28 protein-coding genes are annotated in these 25,503 nt (G+C 47.3%); 16 read left to right on the forward strand and 12 right to left on the reverse strand.

The annotated features are described in order from the left end of the window. Together IMZ16_RS00775 and IMZ16_RS00780 are read right to left on the reverse strand one after the other, a co-directional pair. A complete protein-coding gene (locus IMZ16_RS00775; RefSeq protein ID WP_193440093.1) occupies nucleotides 1–408 on the reverse strand; it encodes a BlaI/MecI/CopY family transcriptional regulator in 408 nt (135 codons plus the stop codon). A 3-nt stretch (nucleotides 409–411) separates the two neighbouring features. Next, nucleotides 412–1,002 (reverse strand): phosphatase PAP2 family protein, encoded by a 591-nt coding sequence (locus tag IMZ16_RS00780; RefSeq protein WP_073178343.1) that lies wholly within the window; start codon nucleotides 1,000–1,002, stop codon nucleotides 412–414. A 117-nt stretch (nucleotides 1,003–1,119) separates the two neighbouring features. Here IMZ16_RS00780 and pdhA point away from each other — a divergent pair, with 117 nt between their 5' ends. From pdhA to IMZ16_RS00840, 12 genes are all read left to right on the forward strand, one after another. Continuing rightward, entirely contained in the window at nucleotides 1,120–2,124 is a 1,005-nt protein-coding gene (gene pdhA, locus IMZ16_RS00785) for a pyruvate dehydrogenase (acetyl-transferring) E1 component subunit alpha (RefSeq protein ID WP_073178342.1), read from the forward strand. A 137-nt stretch (nucleotides 2,125–2,261) separates the two neighbouring features. Beyond that, nucleotides 2,262–3,983 carry a 2-oxo acid dehydrogenase subunit E2 gene (locus IMZ16_RS00790; protein WP_193440094.1) on the forward strand — a complete coding sequence of 574 codons (1,722 nt, stop codon included), beginning with the start codon at nucleotides 2,262–2,264 and terminating at the stop codon, nucleotides 3,981–3,983. 107 nt (nucleotides 3,984–4,090) lie between these two features. Then, nucleotides 4,091–4,756 (forward strand): ABC transporter ATP-binding protein, encoded by a 666-nt coding sequence (locus IMZ16_RS00795; protein WP_193440095.1) that lies wholly within the window; start codon nucleotides 4,091–4,093, stop codon nucleotides 4,754–4,756. Nucleotides 4,757–4,763: 7 nt separating this feature from the next. Further along, on the forward strand, nucleotides 4,764–5,441 hold the full coding sequence (gene radC, locus IMZ16_RS00800) for a RadC family protein (protein WP_193440096.1): 678 nt from the start codon (nucleotides 4,764–4,766) through the stop codon (nucleotides 5,439–5,441). Continuing rightward, nucleotides 5,438–6,307, forward strand: coding sequence for a hypothetical protein (locus IMZ16_RS00805; protein WP_193440097.1), 870 nt, complete (start codon nucleotides 5,438–5,440; stop codon nucleotides 6,305–6,307). The genes radC and IMZ16_RS00805 overlap by 4 nt, the downstream gene beginning before the upstream one ends. A gap of 36 nt (nucleotides 6,308–6,343) precedes the next feature. Further along, complete coding sequence (locus IMZ16_RS00810; RefSeq protein WP_193440098.1) at nucleotides 6,344–6,871, forward strand: DUF7935 family protein; 528 nt, start codon at nucleotides 6,344–6,346, stop codon at nucleotides 6,869–6,871. Continuing rightward, the gene (locus IMZ16_RS00815) at nucleotides 6,872–7,477 is read left to right on the forward strand and encodes an inorganic pyrophosphatase (RefSeq protein ID WP_073178333.1); all 606 of its coding nucleotides are present in this window, start codon (nucleotides 6,872–6,874) and stop codon (nucleotides 7,475–7,477) included. 85 nt (nucleotides 7,478–7,562) lie between these two features. Continuing rightward, nucleotides 7,563–8,645: a DNA polymerase III subunit gamma/tau gene (gene dnaX, locus IMZ16_RS00820; protein WP_193440099.1), complete on the forward strand. Its 1,083-nt coding sequence runs from the start codon at nucleotides 7,563–7,565 to the stop codon at nucleotides 8,643–8,645. A gap of 200 nt (nucleotides 8,646–8,845) precedes the next feature. Continuing rightward, nucleotides 8,846–9,247, forward strand: coding sequence for a hypothetical protein (locus IMZ16_RS00825; protein WP_227411529.1), 402 nt, complete (start codon nucleotides 8,846–8,848; stop codon nucleotides 9,245–9,247). A 14-nt stretch (nucleotides 9,248–9,261) separates the two neighbouring features. After that, on the forward strand, nucleotides 9,262–10,341 hold the full coding sequence (locus tag IMZ16_RS00830; protein ID WP_193440100.1) for a chorismate mutase: 1,080 nt from the start codon (nucleotides 9,262–9,264) through the stop codon (nucleotides 10,339–10,341). Nucleotide 10,342: 1 nt separating this feature from the next. Then, nucleotides 10,343–11,269, forward strand: a complete 927-nt coding sequence (gene rsgA / locus IMZ16_RS00835; protein ID WP_193440101.1) for a ribosome small subunit-dependent GTPase A — start codon at nucleotides 10,343–10,345, stop codon at nucleotides 11,267–11,269. Nucleotides 11,270–11,431: 162 nt separating this feature from the next. Then, nucleotides 11,432–11,851, forward strand: a complete 420-nt coding sequence (locus tag IMZ16_RS00840; protein WP_073178322.1) for a nucleoside-diphosphate kinase — start codon at nucleotides 11,432–11,434, stop codon at nucleotides 11,849–11,851. Between the two features lie 58 nt (nucleotides 11,852–11,909). Here IMZ16_RS00840 and rpe read toward each other — a convergent pair whose 3' ends face one another. Genes rpe through IMZ16_RS00860 form a run of 4 tightly spaced genes read right to left on the reverse strand, consistent with a single transcriptional unit; the run spans nucleotide 11,910 to nucleotide 16,261 of the window. After that, complete coding sequence (gene rpe, locus IMZ16_RS00845; protein ID WP_193440102.1) at nucleotides 11,910–12,560, reverse strand: ribulose-phosphate 3-epimerase; 651 nt, start codon at nucleotides 12,558–12,560, stop codon at nucleotides 11,910–11,912. Further along, nucleotides 12,557–13,636 carry a M28 family peptidase gene (locus IMZ16_RS00850; protein WP_193440103.1) on the reverse strand — a complete coding sequence of 360 codons (1,080 nt, stop codon included), beginning with the start codon at nucleotides 13,634–13,636 and terminating at the stop codon, nucleotides 12,557–12,559. Before IMZ16_RS00850 ends, rpe begins: the two co-directional genes overlap by 4 nt. 15 nt (nucleotides 13,637–13,651) lie before the next feature. Beyond that, a complete protein-coding gene (locus IMZ16_RS00855) occupies nucleotides 13,652–15,115 on the reverse strand; it encodes an AAA family ATPase (RefSeq protein WP_193440104.1) in 1,464 nt (487 codons plus the stop codon). 21 nt (nucleotides 15,116–15,136) lie between these two features. Beyond that, the gene (locus IMZ16_RS00860; RefSeq protein ID WP_193440105.1) at nucleotides 15,137–16,261 is read right to left on the reverse strand and encodes a vWA domain-containing protein; all 1,125 of its coding nucleotides are present in this window, start codon (nucleotides 16,259–16,261) and stop codon (nucleotides 15,137–15,139) included. A 91-nt stretch (nucleotides 16,262–16,352) separates the two neighbouring features. Here IMZ16_RS00860 and IMZ16_RS00865 point away from each other — a divergent pair, with 91 nt between their 5' ends. Further along, nucleotides 16,353–17,075, forward strand: a complete 723-nt coding sequence (locus IMZ16_RS00865) for a DUF4294 domain-containing protein (protein ID WP_227411530.1) — start codon at nucleotides 16,353–16,355, stop codon at nucleotides 17,073–17,075. 9 nt (nucleotides 17,076–17,084) lie between these two features. On the opposite strand, the gene IMZ16_RS00870 is transcribed toward IMZ16_RS00865, so the two are convergent. Both IMZ16_RS00870 and mnmD read right to left on the reverse strand, forming a co-directional pair. After that, nucleotides 17,085–17,501: an NUDIX domain-containing protein gene (locus IMZ16_RS00870; RefSeq protein ID WP_193440106.1), complete on the reverse strand. Its 417-nt coding sequence runs from the start codon at nucleotides 17,499–17,501 to the stop codon at nucleotides 17,085–17,087. A gap of 75 nt (nucleotides 17,502–17,576) precedes the next feature. Beyond that, entirely contained in the window at nucleotides 17,577–18,260 is a 684-nt protein-coding gene (mnmD, locus tag IMZ16_RS00875; RefSeq protein WP_193440107.1) for a tRNA (5-methylaminomethyl-2-thiouridine)(34)-methyltransferase MnmD, read from the reverse strand. 53 nt (nucleotides 18,261–18,313) lie between these two features. On the opposite strand from mnmD, the gene IMZ16_RS00880 reads away from it, so the two are divergent. Both IMZ16_RS00880 and IMZ16_RS00885 read left to right on the forward strand, forming a co-directional pair. Continuing rightward, on the forward strand, nucleotides 18,314–19,375 hold the full coding sequence (locus tag IMZ16_RS00880) for a branched-chain amino acid aminotransferase (RefSeq protein WP_193440108.1): 1,062 nt from the start codon (nucleotides 18,314–18,316) through the stop codon (nucleotides 19,373–19,375). Between the two features lie 165 nt (nucleotides 19,376–19,540). Continuing rightward, entirely contained in the window at nucleotides 19,541–20,602 is a 1,062-nt protein-coding gene (locus tag IMZ16_RS00885; RefSeq protein WP_392438068.1) for a peptidylprolyl isomerase, read from the forward strand. Between the two features lie 67 nt (nucleotides 20,603–20,669). Here the strand turns inward: IMZ16_RS00885 and IMZ16_RS00890 are convergent, their stop codons facing one another. The 4 genes from IMZ16_RS00890 to IMZ16_RS00905 all read right to left on the reverse strand — a co-directional run bounded on the left by IMZ16_RS00890 (nucleotide 20,670) and on the right by IMZ16_RS00905 (nucleotide 24,403). After that, nucleotides 20,670–21,914 carry a DUF1015 domain-containing protein gene (locus IMZ16_RS00890; RefSeq protein WP_193440109.1) on the reverse strand — a complete coding sequence of 415 codons (1,245 nt, stop codon included), beginning with the start codon at nucleotides 21,912–21,914 and terminating at the stop codon, nucleotides 20,670–20,672. A gap of 4 nt (nucleotides 21,915–21,918) precedes the next feature. Beyond that, entirely contained in the window at nucleotides 21,919–22,881 is a 963-nt protein-coding gene (locus tag IMZ16_RS00895; protein WP_193440110.1) for a D-2-hydroxyacid dehydrogenase, read from the reverse strand. 36 nt (nucleotides 22,882–22,917) lie between these two features. Continuing rightward, nucleotides 22,918–23,979: a 3-phosphoserine/phosphohydroxythreonine transaminase gene (gene serC / locus IMZ16_RS00900; protein WP_193440111.1), complete on the reverse strand. Its 1,062-nt coding sequence runs from the start codon at nucleotides 23,977–23,979 to the stop codon at nucleotides 22,918–22,920. Between the two features lie 73 nt (nucleotides 23,980–24,052). Continuing rightward, nucleotides 24,053–24,403, reverse strand: coding sequence for a 4Fe-4S binding protein (locus IMZ16_RS00905; RefSeq protein WP_193440112.1), 351 nt, complete (start codon nucleotides 24,401–24,403; stop codon nucleotides 24,053–24,055). A gap of 61 nt (nucleotides 24,404–24,464) precedes the next feature. On the opposite strand from IMZ16_RS00905, the gene IMZ16_RS00910 reads away from it, so the two are divergent. Further along, complete coding sequence (locus tag IMZ16_RS00910) at nucleotides 24,465–25,499, forward strand: acyl-CoA reductase (protein ID WP_193440113.1); 1,035 nt, start codon at nucleotides 24,465–24,467, stop codon at nucleotides 25,497–25,499. Nucleotides 25,500–25,503: the final 4 nt, after the last annotated feature.

Genomic DNA, 25,503 nt, shown 5'->3' on the forward strand with positions numbered 1-25,503 from the left:
TTACTTCTTCGATTTCTTTTTCTTCTTGGTTTTGGATTTTTTTCCGGAGGTAAGTTCCTCCAGAAAATTTGATACGGCGCTGTTTTCCGTTTTTGCCAGCGGCCTTTGGTGCTGGCTGTAGCTCATCTGGATCAGGTCGAAATCTCCTCCAAAATAATTTTTTATCAGATGATCCAGCAGCTCGTTTGCGTAAATTTCGCGTGGTTTTGCCGTGGTGTATCTCATCAGTCTGCCTTCCTTTTCAGCGTGAAGGAAGCCTTTTTTCGTTAGGATTTTCAGGTAGGTGGAGACGGTATTCTGGTGGAGTTTGGGCTCGGGCAGTGCCGCCATCGCATCCTTCAGGTAGAATTCGCCTAGTTCCCAGAATAGCAGCATCAGATGTTCTTCGGCAGGGGTAAGCTTCTCCATCCTTTAGTAATTGGCATTTATATTTACAAAAAGATACATAGCGGATACCGCCAGCCCGATTGCCGCGCCGGAGAAAACCTCTGCAGGCGTATGCCTTTTCAGGATGACCCGAGATACGGCAACGAACAAGGAAATCATAAGCCAGGCTAAGCCTGCCTGCCAGAATTCTGCAAAAAACATTGCTGCCACAAAAATATTAAACGCCGTATGCATCGAGCTTTTTATGAAATAATTGCTGATGTGCATCGCCACAAGGAGGATCATTAAAAAAAAGAATTGTATATCCGGACTTTGCCCGGAAAAATTTAAATAAAGCTGGTAAACCAGCAGCATGGCTTCCGTGAAAAAATAAAGGCTCACGCGCTGCCTGCGGTTGGACACATCCATATTAGAATACCTTCCGCGGCGCACATTCCACAAAATCCAGAATACGCAGGGCAGCAACACGATCAGCAGCACGGGCAGCAATCGCTGGGCTTCTTGGCCCGGGTAATATTTTACGGTGTGGTAAATATAAAAAAGCAGAACGGCAAGGAGCGGATTGAAAACATTGGAGATAATGCCCGCCAACCTGTGGAGTAAACTTTGATGCATCAAATCTATTTAAACAAAAATAGGAAAAAAATCATAAAAAATACTGTGTCTTTTCGAATTACGCAGGCCTTGAACTCGCAAATATTTTGCTAAATTTGCTCAGTAAATAGCTAAGAGATGAAAGAATTTTCCAAGGAAGTCTATATGGACTGGTATCAGCAAATGACGATGTGGCGCAGGTTTGAGGACAAATGCCGCTCGCTTTATCTGAAACAGAAAATCCGCGGCTTTCTACACCTCTATAATGGGCAGGAAGCCATACCAGCAGGCTTCGTGCACGCTATGGATATGTCCAAAGATAGTATGATAACGGCGTACCGCTGCCACATCCATCCGATGGCGATGGGCGTAGATCCGCGCAGAATAATGGCGGAGCTTTGCGGAAAGGCTACGGGAACTTCCGGTGGTATGGGTGGCTCTATGCACATTTTCTCGCGGGAGCACCGTTTCTTCGGCGGCCACGGAATTGTGGGCGGGCAGATTCCGCTGGGTGCAGGGATTGCCTTTGCCGATAAATATTTCGACAGAGGCGCGGTGAACATTACCTTCTTTGGTGATGGCGCTGCAAGGCAAGGCTCATTGCACGAGACTTTCAATATGGCGATGAACTGGAAACTTCCGGTGGTTTTCGTGGTAGAAAATAATCAGTATGCGATGGGAACTTCCGTGAAGCGCACCGCAAACCACGAGGATGTTTACAAACTGGGCCTTGGCTACGAAATGCCTTGTATGCCTGTGGATGCGATGGATCCGGAGAAAGTGGCGGAGGTTGCCTACGAAGCGATTGAGCGGGCAAGACGAGGCGACGGCCCGACTTTCATCGAGGCGAGAACTTACCGCTACAGAGGGCACTCAATGTCTGACGCGGAGCCGTACAGAACGAAGGAGGAAGTGGAGCTGAACAAGCAGCACGACCCGATTCTACTGGTGAAGCACCGCATCTTGGAAAACGGCTGGGCAACCGAGGAAGAGCTGGAAGCCATGGACAGCAAGTCGAAAGAGCAGGTGGAGGAGTGCGTGGATTTTATGGAAAATTCGCCTTTTCCAGACAAAGAGAAAATCTACGATTATGTGTACGCCCAAGAAGACTATCCGTTTTTGGATAAATATGAGAATGGGTAGGAATTGAGAACCTAGATGCAAGATTTAAGACATAAGATTCAAGAGCATTGAACTTTAAATCTTAAAATTTGAACTTTAATCTCAACCTTAACCTCAACCTCAATCTTAAAAATTTTTAAACCTTTGAACCAATTATAATGGCTGAAATTATTACAATGCCCCGACTTTCCGACACGATGACGGACGGAAAAGTTGCCAAATGGCATAAAAATGTCGGAGATAAAGTGAGCGAAGGCGACCTGATTGCCGAGATAGAAACCGATAAGGCTGTGCAGGATTTCGAATCAGAATTCGATGGTGTGCTACTTCACCAGGGCGTGCAGGAGGGCGGTTCTGCGCCTGTGGATGCCATCCTTGCCGTGATAGGCGAGCAGGGCGAGGATATCTCCGGGATTCTCGATGGAAATTCCGGTGCAAACCCGGGCGGCAATACGGAAGAAAATCTGGATGAAGGTGCAGCCCCGGAGCCGGAGAAAAGCATTGACCTAAAAAATGAGGGCGTGCGGGAGGATTTTAAAACCGGTGCTGATACGCCGGTGGAAAATTCCGAACCAGTAGAATCCGATGAAGCACAGACAGGGGAAATGCCTGATAATGTGGAGGTTATCAATATGCCGAGGCTTTCTGACACGATGACTGAAGGGAAGGTGGCAAAGTGGCATAAAAATGTGGGAGATAAAGTGAAGGAGGGCGATTTGCTCGCGGAAATCGAGACCGATAAAGCCGTTCAGGATTTTGAATCGGAGTTTGATGGCGTGCTGCTACATCAGGGCGTGGCAGAGGGTGAGCAAACCGCGGTGGATAACATTCTGGCGATTATCGGTCCGGAAGGTACGGATGTTTCTGCGCTGCTTTCCGGCGGAAAACCTGCAGCAAAAACTGAGGCTAAAAATCAGCCTGAGGAAAAATCTGAGGAGAAAGAAGAGGAGCCGGCTTCCACTGAGAAAGATTCTCCAACATCTAACGATAGAATTGCGGTTTCCCCTCTCGCAAGGAAAATGGCCGAAGATAAGGGCATCGACCTCCAAGAGCTGAAAGGCAGCGGAGAAAATGGAAGAATTGTAAAGAAAGATATTGAGAATTACGAACCGTCTCAGCAACAGGCTCAGGCTGCAGCATCTAAACCTGAACAGAAAGCGGCTAAACCTGCAACACCAACATTTAAAGGAATCGCGCAGGCGGATGATACGGAAACTCCAAACTCTCAGGTACGGAATGTAATCGCAAAACGCCTTTCTGAAAGCAAATTTACTGCGCCGCACTACTACCTCGTGGTTGAAATTAATATGGATAAGGCGAAGTCGCTGCGTGAGGAAATCAACGCTCTGCCGGATACCAAGGTTTCTTACAACGATATGGTAATTAAGGCTACTGCCCTGGCGCTGCGCAAGCATCCTCAGGTGAATTCTTCCTGGGCGGGTGATAAAATTGTTCACCACGGCAACATTCATGTGGGCGTGGCGGTAGCAATACCCGACGGCCTGGTGGTGCCGGTGCTGAAGAACACCGACTATATGAGCTTTACACAAATCTCGGCAGGCGTGAAAGATATGGCGAAGCGTGCCAAGGAAAAAGGCCTGAAAGCCAACGAGATGGAGGGCTCAACATTCAGTGTATCAAACCTCGGGATGTACGGTATCGAGTTTTTCACATCCATTATTAACCAGCCGAATTCCGCGATTCTCTCTGTAGGTGCCATTGTAGAAAAGCCTATCGTAAAAGAAGGAAAAGTAAAAGTTGGTAATATGATGACTGTTTCCATGGCGTGCGACCACCGGGTGGTGGATGGAGCTACGGGAGCGGAATTCCTGCAAACACTGAAAACTTATCTGGAAAATCCAATGACTATGCTGGTTTAAGGTCTCCAAGCTTGAAGTGTAAAATTTTTATGTAACTTAAAATGCCGCAGATTATCTGCGGTTTTTTTTCATTAGCAGTTTCGAAAATTCCCCGTATTTTCGCAGCTATGATCCGAGCGAAAAATATTCATAAAAGCTATGGCGATGTGGAGGTACTGAAGGGTGTGGACATCCACATCCGAGAGGCGGAGGTGGTCTCCATCGTTGGCGAATCGGGCGCCGGGAAATCCACGCTGCTACAAATTCTTGGTACGCTAGATCTGCCCTCTGATCCTGCGAAGTACGGCACGGAAATCACCCTCGCGGGAATGCCTTTTCTCGGGATGAAGGATGCGGAACTTTCTGCCTTCCGGAACCGGAATATTGGATTCGTTTTTCAGTTCCACCAGCTTCTGCCGGAGTTCACCGCCCTCGAAAATGTGCTGCTACCTTCTAAAATAGCGGGAGTGCCGGAGAAGCAGGTGATCGATAAGGCTATTCACCTCTTCGAAGATCTCAACATCGCTCACAGGCTGCACCACAAGCCTACACAAATGTCCGGCGGAGAGGCTCAGCGTGCGGCAGTGGCGCGTGCGCTGATCAATTCCCCCAAAATCATCTATGCCGATGAGCCTACGGGCAACCTGGATTCTAAAAATGCCGATGACCTCCACCAGCTTTTTTTTGATTTGAGGGATAAGTATCAGCAGACTTTCGTGATCGTGACCCACAACCCGAAGCTCGCAGAAATCACCGACAGGAAACTGGTGATGAAGGATGGGCTGATAATCTGATGTCGAAATGCTTATAAAACAATTAGCTGAGGACGACAGGCCGCGCGAGAAATTCCTGATGAAGGGGAGGGCTGCGCTCTCCGATGCGGAGCTGCTCGCCATCATCCTGAAAATTGGGCACCGCGAAGCATCTGCCGTAGAGCTGGCGCGGAGAATCCTGAAAACTGTGGACGGCAGCTGGCACGAACTCTCCAAAATGTCTGTGAAGGATTTAACCAAATTCAAAGGCATCGGCGAAGTAAAAGCCATAGAAATCCTTACCGCATTGGAAATTGGCCGCCGCCGGGCATCGCAGGAAATCCCGGATAAACCGGTAATCACAGGGAGCAGGATGGCTTATGAAATCTTCAAGCCACACCTGGCAGATTTGCAAAGGGAAGAGTTCTGGGCAGTTTTTCTTAACCAAAGAAACCGCGTACTGCACCTTGACTGCCTTACGCGGGGGGGCATCGTAGCTTCTGTGGTGGATGTGCGCGTGCTTTTTAGGATGGCGCTGGAGCACTATGCCACGGGGATAATAGTGGCACACAACCACCCCACGGGCGTGCTGGCGCCCAGTACGCAGGATGTAGAGATCACAAGGCAGATAAAGGCGGCGGGAAGCACGCTGCAGATCCAGCTGCTGGATCACCTGATAATAGGGCAGGGCGGCTTTTACAGCTTCGCAGAAGAAGGAGCGTTATGATAAGGTATCTGCGGCACAGCGATATAGATTTTGATGCTTACCGAAGGAGTTTGAATTCTTCAGACAATTACCGTATTTATGCGGAGCCCTGGTATCTGGATGCCGTGACGGGCGGCTGCTGGGACTGCCTTGCGGATGAGGGCTACAGCAGAATTATGCCGCTGCCGTATGCGAGGAAGTTGGGTGTAAAGATCATCGTACAGCCATTGTTCTGCCAGCAGCTGGGGGTATTCGGTATCGGGAAAAACTCGGGTTCGGTTAATGATTTTTACAAAAAAATAAAGCATCTGCCTCTGCGTTCGTATGCTTTCAATGAAGAAAATACGGCTGGTAATGGCAAGTTTATCACCCGGAAAAATTTTGTATTAAGCCTAAACGAGAGCTATGAAGCTCTGCGGATAAATTTTAACAAAAACAGAAAGCGCGACATCAACCGCATCGGGAGGTTAAAAACGCAAGTCAGTACAGACTTCGTCGTCCAAGATTTTGTAAATGCCGTGCAGCAGGAATATCCTGATTTGCCCTATTATCGCAGCCCGGTATTCTTCAGGCTTCTGGAGGAAATTAAAAACCGCGGGCTTTACGACTTCCGTGGATTGATCTCCGATGGTAAAGAAATTGCCTCGGTTCTTTTCCTGGTTTCCGGCAGGCGGCGCATTCTTCTAATGTCGGTAAAAAGTACCTTCGATGCTTACCGCGGCGCAGCGGCATTCCTCATAAGTCGCTACATTCAGGAAAATGCCCAACAGGATTTACTGCTGGATTTCGAGGGTTCGATGATCCCCGGTATTGCCCGGTTTTACGGAAGTTTCGGCGCTTCGCCAAAAAATTATCCTGTCCTCAGCCGGCCATATTTGTTTTTCTAAAATTCTCCATCCATTTTCTTACTTTTGTGCCACGAAATGAACTTAGAGGATCTTCTACCATACGCAGCCGCGCTGATAATAGCCGCGCCATTCCTGGTATATTTCAGGCAATTTCTTAAAGATTTTGTCCGTCTGAAGGAGCAGGAACTCAGGTTGCTCGGCGCCGGTGTTTCTTCGCAGAGCCGCGCCGTGGCCTATGAGAAAATGACGATATTTCTGGACAGGCTCCGGCCTTCAAATCTTGTCCAGAATTTCAGTGCAGATCTCAAGCCGCACGAATTTATCTACCTTTCGGAGAAAAGCATTAATGAAGAATTCAGCTACAATGCACCGCAGCAGCTGTATTTGTCAAAAAAATTGTGGAAGGAGATTACCCTTGTGAAAAATGAAATCATAAATTTGAGCCATAAAACCTACGAAGGCCTGGGGGAGAATGCGACACTCGATGATTTTAAAACCATATTTCTTATGAACTATGCCACCGGGGGTGATTTCGTGGGAGAAACGATGGACAGCCTGAAACGAGAGGCTTTGTATTTTGCAAAACAATCAAATAATTTATAAATGAAACCAGAATTTAGAGCGCACCCGTGGCACGGTATTTCCACGGGGGAGAAGGCGCCGGAGGTAGTAAATGTCTTTGTGGAAATCGTACCGTCTGATACGATTAAGTATGAAATTGATAAAGAAACCGGGCACCTGAAGGTGGACAGACCCCAGAAATTTTCAAACATCATCCCAGCGCTTTACGGCTTTATCCCAAGAACTTATTGTGCGGATGAAGTACTCCGGGTGGCTCAGGAAAATGGAAGCGAGGATGTTACAGAAGGCGACCTGGATCCGCTGGATATCCTCGTGCTGAGCTCTCATAATGTAAACCACGGCAATATAATGCTCGAGGCGAAGCCGATAGGCGGGTTTAAAATGATAGACGGAGGGGAAGCTGATGATAAAATAATCGCGGTGATGGCTGGTGATCAGGCATTTGGAGATGTAACGGATATCGAAGATCTGCCGCCTGGTATGGTGATAAGGCTGAAGCACTATTTCCTTACCTACAAAAATATGCCTGGGGAGGAGCTGCAGTGCCGCATCGATTCCATCTATGGTAGGGAGCACGCGTATGATGTAATCCGCGCTTCGCAGAAGGACTACGAAGCTCTCGGATAGCCATTTTTTTGCTAAAATCTTAACGGCAGTCTTCGGGCTGCCCTTTCTTTTTCTTCGTTATAGGAATTTTATTTAATTTTGAAGAATGGAAAATTTCGTGGTTTCGGCGAGGAAGTATCGTCCACAGGAATTTGATACTGTGGTTGGTCAGTCGCACATTACCGATACTTTAGAGCACGCCATCGAAAGCAATCAGCTGGCGCAGGCGATGCTTTTCTGCGGACCGAGAGGTGTCGGCAAAACCACTTGTGCAAGGATTCTCGCAAGAAAAATTAACGAGAAGGACGGCTCTACTTCGGAAGATGGCTTCGCTTACAACATCTATGAGCTGGATGCTGCGAGCAACAATTCCGTGGATGATATTCGCGAACTTGTGGACCAGGTGCGTTTCGCGCCGCAAGTTGGCAAGTACAAAGTCTATATCATCGATGAGGTGCATATGCTTTCTCAGTCGGCATTTAATGCCTTTCTGAAAACGCTGGAGGAGCCGCCGTCTCACGCCATTTTCATTTTGGCAACCACGGAAAAACACAAGATTATCCCGACGATTCTTTCGCGCTGCCAAATCTTTGATTTTAAGCGGATTACGATTGAGCATATTCAGCACCACCTGAGAAAAATCGCAGAAAAAGAAGGCGTAAATTATGAGGACGATGCGCTGTACTTGGTGGCGCAAAAAGCGGATGGTGCCTTGCGTGACGCCCTGTCAATTTTTGACCGGCTGGCCACCTTCACGCAGAAAAACATCACGCTGGAAAAAGCGGCGGAAGTTCTCAACATCCTGGATTACGACCAATATCTGAAAATCGCTGATTTGGCGAAAGCAGAGGATATTCCGGGAATTTTATCAGCGTTCAATGAGATTGTGCAAAAAGGCTTTGACCCGCAGATTTTCATCGCAGGCTTGGGCAATCATTTCCGTGATTTGATGATGGCGCAAAATCCGCAGACTTTAGGTTTGATAGAAGTTGGCGAGCAAACCAAGCTGAAATACGGCGAGCAAAGCAAAAACTGGTCGGCGCAGCAATTGATTGATGCGATTGAAATTTGCAATCACGCCGATATTAATTACAAAAATTCCAAAAACCCGAGGCTTACCGTGGAAATTGCGCTGATGCAGTTGGCGAGCCTACAATCTTCGCAAAATCTTAAAAAAAAAAGTTCCTGATTTTAGCACCCCACGCTGAGAGCAGTGAATTTATATCTAAATCTTCAGAGCCTAGCGCTCTCTTATCAAAGCCTGCCAAGCAAGAAACGGCGGAAATTCCGGAACGGATTTCCCGGCAAATCACTACTGAAAAGCCAACCGGAGTATTGCCATCTTCAAAAAAATTCAGTATAGAAGATGCGCTCTCGGAAGCACCAGCAATGAAACAAGAGATTGAGAGTGCTTCGCAGGAATTGCCGGCACAGCATTTTTCAGACACTGACTTGCAAAATGAGTGGGCGGTATTTCTTTCCGAATTAAAGACTGAAGATGTGGTGATTTTCAGCGCGATACAGAATTTCAGACTCAGCAAAAAGGACGAGGAAACGATAGAAGTCCTCTACCCCTCGGAAGCGGCAAGGTCGGAATTCGAGAAAGTTCAAAATAGATTTTTTAATCATTTCAAAACTAAAGTAAACAATCAGAAAATAAAAACGGAATTCCGGATGGAAGCCGCGCTGCGCAAAGAGGTAGTGACTACGAGAAAAAAATTTGAAAAATTTGCAGAAATCAACCCCCTGCTGAAGGATTTGCACGAGCTGATGCAGTTTGATTTGAGTTGATTATTTTTGCCGGAATGAATTTACATCAAATCCATAACAGCTGGATTGCTGATTTTCCCCAGCCGCTCATTATCGCAGGGCCCTGCAGCGCCGAGTACGAGGAGCAAGTGCTGCAAACAGCAGCCGGAATCCGGCAGAGCGGAGCCGCAGTGCCGGTGTTCCGCGCAGGGATCTGGAAGCCGCGTACCAAGCCCAACGGTTTTGAGGGAGTGGGCGCCATAGGATTGGAATGGCTAAAAAAGGCTAAGGAAGAATTCGGTTTCCGCACGGCAACGGAGGTGGCTACCGCCCGGCATGCGGAGGCTGCACTTGCTGCGGATATTGATTTCTTATGGATAGGCGCACGCTCGGCGGCGAATCCCTTCACAGTGCAGGAAATCGCTGACGCTCTGGCAGATACGGGAAAAATCATCCTTGTAAAAAATCCTGTGAATCCCGATCTAGCGTTGTGGATTGGCGCTTTCGAACGCCTATCGGGTAGGGGGATCACGAAGCTCGGGGCCATCCACCGCGGATTTTCTACCTACCAAAAGGTAAAATACAGGAACAATCCCAACTGGCAGATTGCGCTGGATTTCAAAAATGAATTCCCAAACATCCCGCTTTTAATAGATCCTTCGCACATTTGCGGAAACCGGGAGGGTATTGCGGAAATCACACAATCGGCAATGAACCTGGGCTATCAGGGTGCGATGATCGAGACGCATTTTCAGCCAGAGAAGGCTTGGAGCGACGCAGCGCAGCAGATAACTCCCCATGCTTTGGCGGAGATCCTGGCCAACCTGCAGCTGAGAAACTCGGCTTGCGTCGGTGCCCCGGAAAGGCTGGATCAGTACCGCGCGATGATCTCCGATCTGGATTTGCAGCTTATCAACCTTTTGTCTCAAAGGTTTGATATGGTGAAAAATATAGGCGTGATAAAGCAGGAGCAAAATCTGGCAGTGTTCCAGCCAGAGCGCTGGAAAATAGTTTCTGAGTACGCTGCCCGCCGAGCAGAAGAAGCCAGGCTTTCGCCCGAGTTTGTGCAGAAGATTTTTAAAACCATCCACGAAGAGGCAGTGGATGTACAGAACAGGCTTATGAAAACCCACTGATTTGAAGGGCTTAGTCACAAAATCTACCGGCAGCTGGTACCAGGTGATGGAAGAGTCTTCCCGGGAATTTTTCGAAGCGAGGATTCGGGGGAAATTTAAACTTCAGAAAATTCGCCTCACCAACCCGCTTGCCGTGGGAGACCGTGTGGAATTTCAGATTGGGGAAGACGGTGTGGCGTGGATCACCAAAATCGAGCCGCGGGAAAACTATCTCATCCGGAAATCTGTAAATCTCTCGAAGGAGTTCCACATTATCGCTGCCAACCTGGATATAGCCTGCTTTCTTTTTACCCTGAAAAATCCGGAAACATCCACAGGCTTTCTCGACCGGTTTTTGGTTTGCTGCGAGGCATACAGCATCCCCCCCCTTATACTTTTCAATAAATGGGATCTGCTGGATGAGCAGGACATCCCTCTCGCGGAAAGCCTGATGGAGGTTTATCAAAATATTGGGTATGAGGCAATTAGCTTGTCCTCAGTTTCAAATTTAAATCTTGAATCAATAAAAGCCAAGATACAGGATAAAACTTCGGTATTTTTCGGGCACTCCGGCAGCGGAAAATCCACCCTTGTAAACAGCCTTCAGCCCGGGCTCAACCTGAAAACCGGAGAGGTTTCCGCAGCCCACCTGAAGGGCAGGCACACTACCACCTTTGCCCAGATGCACTTCTGGGATTTCGGCGGCGCGGTGATAGATACGCCTGGCGTGCGAGAATTCGCACTGACCGAAGTGGAGCCGGATGAAGTCCAGCATTATTTTCCTGAAATACTGTCGGCAGCGGAGGGATGCAAATATTACAATTGTATGCATATTTCCGAGCCTCATTGTGCCGTGGCAGCAAAGGTGGAAGCTGGGGAAATTGCGGAATTCCGTTTTGCTGATTATCTTAAACTCTTGGCTGAAGCTCAGGAAGCCCAGATTAAATAAAAACCTCCGCCATTACTGGCAGAGGTAAAAACTAATAACCATGAAAACTCAAATTAAAACATGAGAATCATTTTGTGATTATCAATTTTTATGCCAATGATTTTATTTCGGTATGGAAACCTAAAAATGCTTTTTTCGTAAATTTGCCAGAAATTTTATAAAATGGCAGGAAATATCACCTTTACGATGATCAAGCCCGATGCCGTAGCCGGCGGGCATATCGGAGCGATTCTTGGCAAAATTGCCGAGGCTGGGTTTAAATTTAAAGCGATGAAACTCACGCGCCTTACAGAAGAGGATGCAAAGAAGTTCTACGAAGTCCACTCTGAAAGGCCGTTCTACGGCGAGTTGGTGGAATTTATGTCCTCAGGCCCTATCGTGGCGGCAGTATTGGAAAAGGAAAATGCTGTGGAAGATTTCCGCAAACTTATTGGCGCTACCAACCCCGCAGAAGCGGAGGAGGGAACAATCCGCAAGCTGTACGCTAAAAATGTTGGCGAAAATGCTGTGCACGGCTCCGACTCTGATGAGAATGCTAAGATCGAGTCAGCATTTCATTTTGCAGGCCGTGAAATTTTTTAGACTAAGTATTGTAAACATAAAGCCGGGAACTCAGCCCGGCTTTTATAATTCCTAGTATTCAGCCTAATAGTTCGCGGATCGTGTTTTCCGGATTTTCTGTGGAAAATACTGCATTACCCGCTACCAGAACATCGGCACCAGCTTCGAAAAGTTTTGAAGCGTTCTCCAAATTTACTCCGCCATCTACTTCAATCAGCGCGGATGAATTGTTTTTTTCGATAAGATTTTTTGTCTCTACCAGTTTCCTGTAAGTATTTTCAATAAATTTCTGCCCGCCGAATCCCGGATTTACACTCATAAGCAAAACCAAATCTACCTCGGCAATTATATCCTCCAGCATCATCACCGGCGTAGCGGGGTTCAGCACCACGCCCGCCTTCGCGCCTGCCTCCTGAATCTGCTTTACGGTACGGTGCAGATGTGTGCAGGCCTCCACCTGTACGGAGACAAGATCCGCGCCAGCCTGCACGAATTGCGAAGCATACTTTTCCGGTTCCACTATCATCAGATGCACATCTACAAATTTCTCCGAGTGCTGCTTTACCGCCTTCATCACTGGGAAGCCGAAGGAAATGTTCGGGACGAATCTGCCGTCCATTACATCAATGTGAATCCACTCAGCGGCAGAACGGTTCAGCATTTCGATGTCCCGCTGCAGGTTGCCGAAATCCGCCGACAGCAGCGAGGGTGCTAAGATTTTCCTTTTCATCGGTCGTGGTATTTCAGGTTAAAATCCGGTGTTATACGCATCAGAGTTTCGTAAATCAGGCGGATCACATTAGCAACATCTTCTTTTGCCACCATCTCCACCGTGGTGTGCATATAGCGCAGCGGCAGGGAGATCAGCGCGCTCGGTATGCCGCCGTTGGCGTGTGCAAATGCATCCGTGTCCGTGCCGGTAGCCCGGCTAGAGGCCGCCCGCTGGAAGGGAATTTCTTTAGATTTTGCAGTGTCGATGATGAGCTCCCGCAAGTTGTGATGAACGGCAGGCGCAAAATATACCACCGGCCCGCCGCCGCATTTCTGGTCGCCCTCCTTCTTTTTCTCCATCATTGGTGTAGTGGTGTCGTGCGTCACATCGGTGACAATGGCGAGATTCGGTTTAATGCGCTCCGCAATCATCTGTGCGCCATATAGCCCAACTTCTTCTTGCACAGAATTTGTGATATACAAACCAAAAGGCAATTTATTTGCATTTTCCTTAATTAGCCTGGCGACCTCTGCAATCATAAACCCGCCGATACGGTTGTCCAGAGCGCGGCAGACGAAATAGCGGTCATTCAATTCAAAAAACTCGTCAGGATAAGTAATGATGCAGCCTACAGATATCCCGAGCTCTTCCGCTTCGGCTTTGGAAGTAGCGCCGCAGTCTATGAAGATATTTTCAATTTTAGGTTTTATATCTTCATCCTTACCGATTCTTGTATGAATGGCGGGCCAGCCGAAAACGCCTTTTACTACGCCCTTTTCTCCGTGGATAAGAACCGTTTTTGAAGGTGCAATTGCCTCATCTGAGCCGCCGTTGCGGATTACATAAATTAATCCGTCGTCTGTTATATAATTCACATACCAGGAAATTTCGTCGGCGTGGGCTTCTATTACCACTTTGAATTCTGCTTCGGGATTGATGATTCCGTAGGCTGTGCCGTAGAAATCTGTACGCACTTCATCCACAAACTCCGAAATATAATCTATCCAGAGCTGCTGCCCGGCGCGCTCGTAGCCCGTAGGGGATGGGGTATTAAGGTATTTTTCGAGAAAATTTAAAGATTGCTCTTTGAACATTTTTTGATTTTAAAATTAAAGGTTGCGCAAAAAATTGGTCATTTCGTCAGAAAAACTTATGCTGCGTTCCATTTTGTTTCTGCTGATTTTCTGATATGAGCCAAGTGCCCAGAGGATCATCTCCGCAAGGAAATATCTTTCCTCTGCAGGTAGGCCCGGCTGGTAGTCGCTGATTAATTTCCACAGCGGTTTCGCCCGGTCGAGTTCCTGGCGATATTGGTCGTCTGTAAGTTCATTGGAAAGTTCCAGCTCATTACCGTCAGCGAACCACGCGATCAGTGGATCATACGGCGTTGTGCTGGTTTTTTTCTGAAGTTTTTCAATTTTTGGGAAACGCTCATCGAACAAGGTCTTCACTGCGTTCTCTATCAGATTTTCCGCTACAAATGCCGCACCCTCCAGCTCGCCCTCGTATACCAGCTCTACCTTTCCGGTGATTGCCGGCACCACTCCGAGAAAATCGGATAATCTTATGGTGGTCTGGTTTTCATTGCTTTTCAGGAGGCGGCGCTCTGCCGTACTCATCAGGTTTTGATAGGCGGTAATGCTCATCCTGGCACTCACGCCGGATTTCTCGTCGATATATTCATTATTCCTTGCCTCGAAGCTGATTTGCTCCAAGACATCTTTCGCAAGTTCCGGCACGGTGATTTTTTCAGAAAGCTCGGGCTCGAATTTTGCTTCCTGCGCTGTGATTTTTTTCGCAGTCTCCAAGTCGGCAGGGTAGTGCGTGAGGATCTGCGAGCCGATCCGGTCTTTCAGTGGCGTCACGATGCTCCCCCTGTTGGTATAATCTTCCGGGTTTGCGGTAAAAACGAATTGAATATCCAGCGGCATCCTCAGCTTGAAGCCCCGTATCTGTACATCGCCTTCCTGCAGAATATTGAAGAGAGATACCTGGATTTTTGCCTGCAGATCCGGCAGCTCGTTTATCACGAAAATGCATCGGTTGGCGCGGGGGATCATGCCGTAGTGTAGCACGCGGTCGTCGGCATAGCTGAGTTTCAGGTTGGCTGCCTTTATCGGGTCCACATCGCCGATGAGGTCGGCCACCGTGGTATCCGGCGTGGCAAGTTTTTCTGAAAATCTCTCGCTGCGGTGCATCCAGCGGATCGGCGTGCCGTCGCCCATTTCCTCCATCAGCTCCTTTGCGAAGCGCGAAATCGGGCTGTACGGATCATCATTTATTTCGGAGCCGTCCACCACCGGGATGTACTCATCGAGGAGGTTCACCATCTGGCGTGCCATCCTGGTTTTTGCCTGCCCGCGAAGCCCCAGGAGATTAATGTTATGCCGGGAGAGTATCGCCCGCTCCAGTTCCGGGATTACGGTGTCCTCGTACCCGTATACGCCGGGGAAGGCATTTTCATTTTTCTTAATTTTTTGTATTAAATTTTCACGAAGTTCGTCTTTAATGCCTTTCGGCCTGTAGCCCGAAGCTTTCAGATCGCCGAAAGTTTTTATATTGGTAATGCTCATTTTAGGTATTGTTTCTGTTAATTATCTCGATTTCCTGCCGCGGTTTTGCTCATAATCCTGGAAAATCATTTCCCCCAAATTCCCCAGGCTGCTGTATATCGCCTTTCCTTGATTAGATTCTGTAAATTTTTCTATAAACTGCTCCAGCTCAGGATCTTGCGTGATCATAAAGGTGGTGATGGAAATGCCGAGCTTCCTCGCCTGCGCCGCGATGGTGTAGCACTGCCCGGTGATGAAGTCATCCAGCCCGAAGTGGTTGCGGTAGTAGTGCCCGTCCGGCAGGCGTATGCAGGTAGGCTTGCCGTCTGTGATCATAAAAATCTGCTTGTTGGAATTTTTTTTCCTCCGGAGGATGTCCATCGCCAGCTGCACCCCCGCCACCGTGTTGGTGTGGAAGGGCCCCACCTGGAGGTAAGGGATCTCCTGGATGCTTATCGGCCAGGCATCATCTCCGAAAACGATTACATCGAGGCTGTCCTTAGGGTATCGCGTCATTATCAGTTCGGAGAGCGCCATTGCCACTTTTTTTGCCGGCGTAATGCGGTCTTCGCCATAGAGGATCATGCTGTGGCTTATGTCGATCATCAGCACGGTGCTCATCTGCGTTTTCAGCTGCGTGTCCTTCACCACCAGATCGCTTTCTTCGAGGTAGAAATCCCCGATGCCGTGGTTGATTTGCGCATTCCTTAGGCTTTCCGTCATCGCGATGTGCTCCGGGCTATCTCCGAACTGAAATTCGCGGAGCTCGCCGCTGGTCTCATCGCCGGTGCCGCTTTTTCTGGTTTTGTGGTTGCCGGCACTGCTTTTCTTTAAATCGCCAAAAATCTGGTTGAGTGCGCGCTGCCGCAGCAGCTGCTCGGTTTTGGAGGTCAGGTTATAATCTCCGCCGTCGCCATCCTTGCCGGGCTTTGTACGCTGCTGGATGTATCCCTTTTGCAGCAGATCGTTTATGAAATCATCTATTGTGTATTCCGGCGTGGTCAGCTCATATTCCTCGTCCAGCTGCCGCAGCCAGTCTATCGCCTCATCAAAATCGCCCGAGGTATAGGTGATGAGTTCCTGAAAGATATCGAAAAGCTTTTCAAAAGGAGTCTGGGATTTCGGCTCATAGTTTTTAAAAATGAAGCCGGCAGAACTTTTTTTCATACCGTCAAAATTACAAAAATCATTTTCAGCATATTGTACAGCAGCGCCCGGGAAGAAAGCGGTATAGAATTTGAAACCCGAGATATTTGAAATGATGAGTTTTTTCCCAAAATTGAAGGGCATTTTGCTGATGCAGATTTTCCTAGTCTCAGGGGGTTTTGCGAATTCGCAAACTGTGGACAGCATAACGGTTACGCCGCTTAGCCAATATCCGAAGGACCAGATAAAGACAGATGAATTTGGCCAAAAATATTATTATGATGCCGCCCAGCGGGCAAAAATTTATGAGATAGAAGGGGAGGCAGTAGTGGTGCTGGATGAAGTTTTCCTTCGGGCAAAGCCTCATTTCAATAACCAGCTGGATAGGAATTTTTACTATTTCCTTAATAAGAAGCTCAACCGCGTGTACCCGCTATTCCTCACTGCATTGGTACAGTACAGGGCCCTTGAGGAGGAGCTGGCCTCGATGAACCCTTCCGACAGGCGAAAGTACACAAGGCAGAAACAGGCCGAGCTTGCCGAGCAATACGAAAAACAGCTTCGCGGTCTTACCACCACCGAGGGGCGGGTTTTTGCCAAATTAATGAACCGGGCCACGGGGAAAACCGTGTATGAAATCATCAGGGATTTTCGCGGAGGGTGGAGCGCCTTCTGGTGGAATGTGAAGGGAAATGCCGCCGATGTTGATTTAAAAACGCCCTATAGTCCGCGCCTACACCGCGAGGACGAGTATCTGGAATCTCTGCTACAGACGGGCTGGGCGCTTGGCTATCTGCAGCCGTACGAAGGCTATCAGGATTTTAAAATTAAATAAAATTCTGGCTCATATTCTGCCCTCGGAAGATTCAGTTTTAAGTTTTTCGAAAACGAGGCTGTCCACCGGCAGCGGGAAAGGGTTGCCCGTGGAATGCAGCGGGACCCAGCGCGCTTCGGAAATGCACGGATCCCGAAGGATCAGATCAGTATCATCGATATCTGCGAGATAATAAATCGTCAGCAGTTGCTCGTTCTCCCTGAATCGGGATTTTACAAAATCCTCCTGCGTGTAGAAATGCCGGAAATTTTCCGGAGTAAGATTCAGCTCTTCGCCCAGCTCGCGCCTTAGGCACTCCAGCGTGCCCTCGCCATACTCCAGTCCTCCGCCGGGGAATTTCAGAAGGCGGGTGCCGGCGTACTCCTCTGCAAGCGCGAGCACGGCGTGGTTTTTAATGCAGAGAGCATAAACACGGATGTTGAACATAATTGTTGTTTTGATTAGTTGAGCGTTAGCAGTAGGAATAAGCAGTGAGCAATATAGGAAAATTATCTTCAGCCATCATTCATCTAATAATCTTGCGGTGCACATTTCGCGTTTGCCTGGCGGCCCGGGGCGTTTTTGCACTTCAAAACCCAAAGATCGGAGGTTTCTCCGAAGGCTTCCTTTGGAAGCATAGGTGGTGAAGAGCCCTCCCGGACGCATTTTACCCCGAACCATTTTCAGCAGGGGTGTTTCCCAAAGATCTGGCTGAACCCGCGCCCCGAAACAATCGAAATAGACTAAATCTGCAGGAGGAATGTCCAGATTTTCAAGGTTGAAAAAATCGCACTGGAATTTTTTTAAATTTATCTCAGGTAAAATCACTACAGTTTCCTCCCAATCGCATGCGTGGATTTTATATAAAGTTTCCTCAAAATCTCCCTGGAATAATTGATGATAATTCAGCGATTGTGCCTCTTCTATAGTCACCGGATATTTTTCCAAAGAAAAATAGTTTATCTTCCTGATACCTTCATTTTGCAAAAATTCTTCGGCCGTTACCAAGAAGTTCAGCCCCGTACCAAAGCCCAGCTCAAGAATATTTATTTCCTCCTGAACCGTAAGTTTCAGCCCGTTTTCGATAAAAACATGCCTCGCCTCCTGAAGCGCCCCGTGTCCTGAATGGTAGTTTTCATTTAATTCATTGATATGCAGCGTGCTGCTGCCGTCCGCTGTGGTGCGGATCTCCCTGTGTAGTGCCATTTTTCAAATGTAAATGAATTATTCGTAAATTAGCATTTTATAGCTGAAAAATTATGAAAATTACAAAAACAGAAAATTCCCGCATCGGCAGTCTTGATGTTGGCAACATTACATTTGGTGAGGTATTTGGCGACCATATGCTGATAGCCAATTGGGAAAATGGAGAGTGGAGCGAGCCGCAAATAATGCCTTACGGGCCGCTGCAAATTTCGCCAGCCATCATGGTGGCGCACTACGGCCAGGCAGCATTTGAAGGTATGAAAGCCTATAAAGATGCAGATGGGCAGGTGTTTCTCTTCCGTCCCGACAAGAATTTTGAAAGATTGAACAAATCTGCGGAGCGCCTCGCGATGCCGCAGATTTCTGAGGAAATGTTCATCGGCGGGTTGAAGGCCCTTGTAGATCTCGACCGCGAATGGGTGCCGCACGGGGAAGGGCTATCGCTCTATCTGAGACCTGTACTTTTCGCATCTGAAGAAGCCCTGAAGGCGCGGATTTCAGAGAAATATATCTTCGCAATCCTTACTACGCCGGCAAAAGCCTACTACACGGCGCCGGTGTCTGTGAAGGTTTCCAAGTACTATTCCCGGGCGGCGAACGGCGGGGTAGGCTACGCAAAAGCTGCGGGAAATTACGGCGGCTCGTTCTACCCAACAATGATGGCTCAGGAAGAAGGCTACGACCAGATCATCTGGACCGATGATGCTACGCATACGCTGTTTGAAGAATGCGGCACCATGAATGTTTTTGTGCGGATAAACGACACGGTTTACACGCCGAAGACTTCCGAGCGGATTTTGGACGGTGTAACGAGAGACAGCTTCATACAGCTGGCAAAGCATAAGGGAATCGAGGTAATCATCGGAGATTTGAAGGTGGAAGATGTATATAAGGCGCATAAGGACGGTAGCCTGAAAGAAGCCTGGGGTGTAGGAACTGCGGTGGTTACCACGCAGTTTAAGGCGATTGGCTATGGTGATGAAAGGCTGGCCTTGCCTCAGCTTGATGCTGAAGATAGCTACGCGCTGCAACTGAAAAAGGCATTGGTGGATATTCAGACAAATCAGGCGGAAGATCCTTTTGGGTGGAGAGTTTTGGTAGAGAGAAAAAATTGATTTTGAGAAACTTTATATAAATAATAATCGGAAGTTTAACCTTCCGATTCTTTTTACCTTTACGGAAGCTTTCGCAAAAGTTCGGATTTTAAGTTCCAGAATTTTGTTTTAAGAAAAATCATTATTTTCGCAAATCTTAATTTGAAGATAATGATTAAGAAACTAATGCTCTCTGCAGCTGCTGCAGCGATTCTCACAAGTTGTACACCAATTTATAAAAAAATGAATGTTGATAAGCAAACTTACGAAGGGCTGAACGACGGCCTTTATGCAAATCTGCAAACTTCCCAGGGCAATATGCTGGTGAAATTTGAGGAGGAAAAATCACCGGTTACCGTGGCCAATTTCATCGGGCTTGCCGAAGGAAAAATCGATAATAATAAAAAACCGAAGGGCGTTCCGTTTTACGACGGCACCATTTTTCACCGTGTCATCCAGGATTTTATGATTCAGGGTGGCGATGCCCAGGGAACTGGAATGGGTGACCCAGGTTATAAATTTGAAGACGAGAAAAACGACCTGAAACACACCGGAAAAGGCATTCTTTCTATGGCGAATTCCGGACCGAATACCAATGGCTCGCAGTTTTTCATCACGCAGGTTCCTACACCGTGGCTTGATGGGAAGCACACGGTTTTTGGCAAAGTAGTAGAAGGCGAGCAAGTTATCGACAAAATTGCAGCCGTAGAAAAAGGGCCGCAGGACAAACCGAAAACCGATGTGGTTCTGGAAAAAGTTTCCGTTTTCAGCAAAGGAAATCAATATAAGGATTACGATGCGGCGAAGGTTTTTAACGAAGGCAAGGGAAAAATTCAGGAGAGCAATCGTGAATTTTTGAGAAAGCAGGAAGCTGAGGCAGCAAAGCAGCTGGAGGAGCTGAAGCAGGGTATGGAAACCACAACTTCCGGGCTGATGTATAAAATTACGAAGAAAGGCACCGGCCCGAAAGTTGAACAGGGGCAGATGGTTTCTGTGCACTATGCAGGCAGGCTGACGAACGGAATGGAATTCGATAATTCCTTCAAAAGAGGTGAGCCGATTGAGTTTCCTGTGGGAACAGGCCGAGTAATAAGAGGCTGGGATGAAGGCCTGCTGCTTTTGAATGTGGGCGATGAGGCTACGCTTTTAATCCCGTCCAACTTAGGCTACGGTGAAAGAGGTGCAGGCGGAATTATCCCGCCAAATGCCTGGCTGATTTTCGATGTTCAGGTAATGGGCGCGAAGTAAAAGCTATCACACCAAAACAAAAACGGCAACTGAGAAAGTTGCCGTTTCTTTTTTGAAAATCAGAGAGTTACTTCATATCGTACATAACCAGGGCGCTGATGACTTTCGGCTCAATCAGTGTGCATTTCGGCGGCATTTCGATTGAGTTTTCCGAGATTTTCACCAAATCATTATAGCTGATAGGGTGTACTCCGAAGCCTACTTCGTACTCGCCGGAATCCACCATATCTTTCAGCTGTAGAATACCATCCAGGGTAGAATTTCCTCGAACATAATTAATTCTGTCCGTTGTGCGGAAGTCTTCGATGTTCAGGATTTCATCAATCACATACTTTTCCAGCAGATAGTGGTCGAAATCACGCAGATTTTCCATCTCCGCCTGCCGCAGCTCGTGCTTTACATGTAGGCTATAAAATTTGCCGCCTAGGTACATGCTGATGTGGAATTTTTTTGATGGAAAATAAGGTTCGCTGCCCTTTTCATTTATCAGGAAGGATTTTTCCAGCTTCTTCAGAAATTCCTCCTCTGTAAGGCCGTTGAGGTCTTTGATGAGTCGGTTGTAATCGTGGATTTTAATGCTGTCTTTGGAAACGATGTAAGACAGGACAAAGTTGTGGGGCTCCGAGCCGAAGGTTTTTTTTGCCTTTTCGTTCCGGCTTTGCGCCAAAAGTGCCGTGGAACCCATGCGGTGATGCCCATCCGCAATATAAAATGACTCGATAGGGTCTAATGCCTCCTTCAGCTGCTGAATTTTCAGGCGGTTGTCTATCCTCCAGAGTTTGTGCCGAATTCCGTTGGGAGATGTGTAGTTCATTACAGGCACTGTTTTCTCCTCATTATTCATTATCAGCTCCACCTTTGGGTTAGAGTTGTAAGTCAGCAATACAGGTTCCGCCTGAATATTTACTCGGTCCAGATATTTAGCCAGCTGTTGCTTCCTCTCCGTAAGCGTAGATTCGTGTTTTTTTATTTTCCCGTTAATAAAATCCTCCACACTTATCAGCCCGAGAAGCCCGCGGTACACCGTTTTATTCGGGAGGATCTGCTCATAGAGATAATACGCAGAAACATCCTGCATAAGTACCTTATTTTCAATGAGATCCTCAAAATTTGTGCGTACTTTTTTTAGACTTTTATCCAAATCGGCAGCCTTGCCCTTTTCCGCGGGGCTCACCATATTTACATAAGTAGTCTTGTCTTCGGAAAGTGTAAGGTAATCCTGATCCGATAGGGATTCAATAGGTAGGGATGGAAAATTTCCCACATATTCTTCGCTTGGGCGTATGCCCCGGAAAGGTCTGAAAGTTGGCATTTTTTTATTTATAACTTTTGCTAAGTTCAATGATTTGCTCGGCGAGCTCTGTGCCGATTTTTTCCTGGGCATCCACCGTGTTTCCGCCAAGGTGCGGCGAAAGTGAAAGCGCAGGGTTCATCAGCAGCGAGAGCGCAGGCGTAGGTTCCTCTTCGAAAACATCCAGCGCTGCACCGGCTACCTTTCCGGACTCAATCGCATCGATGAGAGATTTTTCGTTGATCACGCCGCCTCTTGCCGTATTTACGATGAAGATACCGTCCTTCATCAGTTTAAATTGTTCATTATCAATAAGATAGCCATCGGTTTTCGGCGTATTAATCGTAAGGAAATCCAAATCTTTCAGGAATTCTTCCATATCATCCGTGGTTTCAATTTGGAAGTCCACGCTTTGCCCGTCGAAAAATTTCAGGCTAATGCTTTCCGTTCTTGCTTTGGTCGTCAGCACCTTTACCTGCATTCCGAAGGCTATTGCCATTTTCACCACCTCTTTCCCGATGCCGCCGAAACCAATCACACCCAGCGTTTTCCCGTTAAGTTCCACGGCTTTGGAATAAGATTTCTTCAAATCATTGAACTTCGATTCGCCTTCCAAAGGCATCATCCGGTTCGATTCGTGCAGGAATCTTGCGAGAGAAAGGAAGTGCGCGAAAACCATTTCTGCTACCGAGCGTGAGGAAGCGGAAGGCGTATTAATCACCTTGATGCCTTTGCTTCTCGCATATTCCACATCAATGTTGTCCATACCTACACCGCCACGCCCAATGATTTTCAGCGAAGGGCAGGCATCTATCAAATCCTGCCGAACCTTCGTTGCACTGCGTACCAGCAGCACTTCCACATTATTTTGATTGATGAAATCTGCAAGCTCTTCCTGCGGAATTTTATTTTCGAGCAATTCCTGCTCGCCTTCTTCCAGCGCCTTTTTTCCAGCTTTGGAAATACCGTCGTTTGCTAAAATTTTCATAGTTTCAATTTTTAGGATTTCGCAAAAATTCAGGCTTTAATCTAAAGATTTCATAACATCCACCAAAACCTGAACGCTTTCCAAAGGAAGTGCGTTGTAAATGCTCGCCCTATATCCACCGATGCTTCTGTGGCCATTCAGCCCGTTAATTCCGGCATCCTTCCAGAGTTTGTCAAAGGCTTCCTTCTTGGATTGGTCAGTCAAATCAAAGCACACATTCATTAAGGAACGGTCTTCCTTCGCCGCCATTCCGAAGAAGTTTTCATTATTGTCAATTTCATCGTACAGCAGTTTCGCTTTCTGCTTGTTGCGCTCTTGCGCCGCTTCTATGCCACCGTTGTTTTCCAAATGCTGAAGCGTAAGCAAGGTGGTATAGATTGGGAAAACAGGCGGCGTGTTGTACATCGAATCTTTGTCGATATGCTTCTGATAATCCAGCATTGATGGAATGTCCCGTCCGCTTTTCCCGAGAATTTCCTTTTTCACGACTACCACGGTTACGCCGGCAGGTCCCATGTTTTTTTGCGCACCGGCATACATCAGGTCAAATTTCGTGTAATCCCTATCATTACTGAAAATATCGGACGACATATCGCATACCATCAGGCAATCCACTTCTGGAAACTCGTGCATTTCCGTACCGTAAATCGTGTTGTTGGATGTGCAGTGGAAGTAATCATATTCGCTGCCCACTTTGTAATCTTTCGGGATGAATTTATAATTGTCATCCTTGGAAGAGCCCACCACATCTACAGTTCCAAACTTCTTGGCTTCCTTTATCGCGTTGTTCGCCCAGGTTCCCGTATCCAGGTAGGCCGCCTTTCCGCCATCCTTTTTCATCAGGTTGAAGGGCACCATACAAAATTGCATACTTGCACCGCCACCAAGGTAAAGCACCTCGTAATCATCGCCCAGCTTCATCAGGCGTTTCACGATGGCCCTCGCTTCTTCCATCACCGGTAGGAAATCTTTGCTTCGGTGAGAGATTTCCAGCAGGGATAGCCCGATGCCGTGGAAATCCAGGATGGCTTCCGCCGATTTTTGGAAAACTTCTTGCGGCAGGATGCAGGGCCCTGCGCTGAAATTGTGTTTTTTCATAATATTGTAGTGTTTGGTTTTTCTTTTTGTAAAGATAATAAAAATGCCCGACGAATTTGCCGGGCAATGTAAATTATTCTGCGTGAAGGAACGCTTTTTTCTGCAGCAGTGCGTCTTCGCTCTCGATATGATTTTCGTCAGGCACGCAGCAATCCACAGGGCATACCGCCGCACATTGCGGTTCCTCGTGGAAGCCTTTGCATTCGGTGCACTTATCCGTCACGATGAAGTAGAAATCATCGCTCACCGGTTCCTGCGGAGCATCGGCATCTATCGTTTTTCCCGAAGGCATCGTCACTGTTCCGCGAAGGCTCGTGCCTTCCGAAGCCTTCCAATCCACGGCACCTTCATAGATGGCGTTGTTCGGGCATTCCGGTTCGCAGGCACCGCAATTTATGCATTCGTCAGTGATTTTAATGGCCATATTTGATTAGGATTGTTTTAAATTTGCGCAAAATTACGAAAAAATAGGCAATTTTTAAGCAATGGAAATGCAGGGGAAAGTTTCAGCCTTGGCAAAGGTCGGCGATTTTTTGGGTAATTTTTTATTGACGGATGAAGTAGCTTACGGCGATCAGCAGAGAAATTTTGCAGGAATTCTCCAGCGTTCGGAGATTGAAAATCCGTGGTTTACTCAGCAGAATCTAAGATTTGCGCTAAATTCCTGGGCAGAACTATTGAATGAAGAAAATTTAAACAATTGGCTTGAAAATTATGACTTTCGTAATCAAGGAAAAAGGGTAGGGCTCATTCTTGCCGGAAATATTCCAATGGTTGGTTTTCACGATGTAATCTGCGTCATTCTTTCGGGAAATTTTCCGCTCATAAAATTATCGTCGAAAGACCGGCTTCTGATACCCTTCCTGCTGAAGCTTTGGCGGGAATTTTCCGAAGATGATGTTCAGTTCGAAATCGTGGAAAAGCTGCAGGATTTTGATGCGGTAATTGTTACTGGAAGCAATAATACGGCACGCTATCTGGAATTTTATTTCAAGGATAAGCCGAGAATTATCCGCAAAAACCGCACTTCCGTTGCCATACTTTCCGGCGAAGAAACCGATGCCGATTTGCAGAATTTAGCGGGGGATATTTTCCAATATTTTGGTATGGGCTGCAGGAATGTTACGCGGCTATTCATTCCTAAGTCATTCGAAATCAATAGGTTGTTCGAGAATTTTATCTCTTTTGGCAACATCATCTACCATCATAAATATGCCAATAATTACGATTACAACAAGGCGATTTTCCTACTGAACCGTGATGATTTTTGGGATAATAATTTCGTGATGCTGCGTGAAGAGGCGAGCCTTTTCAGCCCGATTTCAGTTTTGAACTTTTCCCGCTACGAAAATTTGCAGGAAGTGGCAGAGTTCATTGCAGAAAATGAAGCGGATATTCAGGCCGTGGTTTCCAATTTCCAGCTAACAATCCCAATGGTAAAATTCGGCGAAGCCCAGCAACCATCGCTCGAAACCTATGCCGATAATGTAGATACGATGAGGTTTTTGTCTGGATTATAAATAA

It is taken from the genome of Cruoricaptor ignavus (genome assembly GCF_014961145.1).
In the GTDB taxonomy this organism is placed as follows: domain Bacteria; phylum Bacteroidota; class Bacteroidia; order Flavobacteriales; family Weeksellaceae; genus Cruoricaptor; species Cruoricaptor ignavus.

Coding starts and splice junctions, on each gene's coding strand:
- IMZ16_RS00910 (WP_193440113.1), top strand. CDS start 24,465: ATGGAAATGCAGGGGAAAGTTTCAGCCTTGGCAAAGGTCGGCGATTTT.
- IMZ16_RS00780 (WP_073178343.1), bottom strand. CDS start 1,002: ATGCATCAAAGTTTACTCCACAGGTTGGCGGGCATTATCTCCAATGTT.
- IMZ16_RS00880 (WP_193440108.1), top strand. CDS start 18,314: ATGAAAATTACAAAAACAGAAAATTCCCGCATCGGCAGTCTTGATGTT.
- IMZ16_RS00890 (WP_193440109.1), bottom strand. CDS start 21,914: ATGCCAACTTTCAGACCTTTCCGGGGCATACGCCCAAGCGAAGAATAT.
- IMZ16_RS00865 (WP_227411530.1), top strand. CDS start 16,353: ATGATGAGTTTTTTCCCAAAATTGAAGGGCATTTTGCTGATGCAGATT.
- IMZ16_RS00895 (WP_193440110.1), bottom strand. CDS start 22,881: ATGAAAATTTTAGCAAACGACGGTATTTCCAAAGCTGGAAAAAAGGCG.
- IMZ16_RS00840 (WP_073178322.1), top strand. CDS start 11,432: ATGGCAGGAAATATCACCTTTACGATGATCAAGCCCGATGCCGTAGCC.
- IMZ16_RS00855 (WP_193440104.1), bottom strand. CDS start 15,115: ATGAGCATTACCAATATAAAAACTTTCGGCGATCTGAAAGCTTCGGGC.
- IMZ16_RS00830 (WP_193440100.1), top strand. CDS start 9,262: ATGAATTTACATCAAATCCATAACAGCTGGATTGCTGATTTTCCCCAG.
- IMZ16_RS00850 (WP_193440103.1), bottom strand. CDS start 13,636: ATGTTCAAAGAGCAATCTTTAAATTTTCTCGAAAAATACCTTAATACC.
- IMZ16_RS00815 (WP_073178333.1), top strand. CDS start 6,872: ATGAAACCAGAATTTAGAGCGCACCCGTGGCACGGTATTTCCACGGGG.
- IMZ16_RS00795 (WP_193440095.1), top strand. CDS start 4,091: ATGATCCGAGCGAAAAATATTCATAAAAGCTATGGCGATGTGGAGGTA.
- IMZ16_RS00775 (WP_193440093.1), bottom strand. CDS start 408: ATGGAGAAGCTTACCCCTGCCGAAGAACATCTGATGCTGCTATTCTGG.
- IMZ16_RS00805 (WP_193440097.1), top strand. CDS start 5,438: ATGATAAGGTATCTGCGGCACAGCGATATAGATTTTGATGCTTACCGA.
- IMZ16_RS00810 (WP_193440098.1), top strand. CDS start 6,344: ATGAACTTAGAGGATCTTCTACCATACGCAGCCGCGCTGATAATAGCC.
- serC (WP_193440111.1), bottom strand. CDS start 23,979: ATGAAAAAACACAATTTCAGCGCAGGGCCCTGCATCCTGCCGCAAGAA.
- IMZ16_RS00825 (WP_227411529.1), top strand. CDS start 8,846: ATGAAACAAGAGATTGAGAGTGCTTCGCAGGAATTGCCGGCACAGCAT.
- IMZ16_RS00790 (WP_193440094.1), top strand. CDS start 2,262: ATGGCTGAAATTATTACAATGCCCCGACTTTCCGACACGATGACGGAC.
- IMZ16_RS00860 (WP_193440105.1), bottom strand. CDS start 16,261: ATGAAAAAAAGTTCTGCCGGCTTCATTTTTAAAAACTATGAGCCGAAA.
- IMZ16_RS00905 (WP_193440112.1), bottom strand. CDS start 24,403: ATGGCCATTAAAATCACTGACGAATGCATAAATTGCGGTGCCTGCGAA.
- pdhA (WP_073178342.1), top strand. CDS start 1,120: ATGAAAGAATTTTCCAAGGAAGTCTATATGGACTGGTATCAGCAAATG.
- rpe (WP_193440102.1), bottom strand. CDS start 12,560: ATGAAAAGGAAAATCTTAGCACCCTCGCTGCTGTCGGCGGATTTCGGC.
- radC (WP_193440096.1), top strand. CDS start 4,764: ATGCTTATAAAACAATTAGCTGAGGACGACAGGCCGCGCGAGAAATTC.
- IMZ16_RS00870 (WP_193440106.1), bottom strand. CDS start 17,501: ATGTTCAACATCCGTGTTTATGCTCTCTGCATTAAAAACCACGCCGTG.
- mnmD (WP_193440107.1), bottom strand. CDS start 18,260: ATGGCACTACACAGGGAGATCCGCACCACAGCGGACGGCAGCAGCACG.
- dnaX (WP_193440099.1), top strand. CDS start 7,563: ATGGAAAATTTCGTGGTTTCGGCGAGGAAGTATCGTCCACAGGAATTT.
- IMZ16_RS00885 (WP_392438068.1), top strand. CDS start 19,541: ATGCTCTCTGCAGCTGCTGCAGCGATTCTCACAAGTTGTACACCAATT.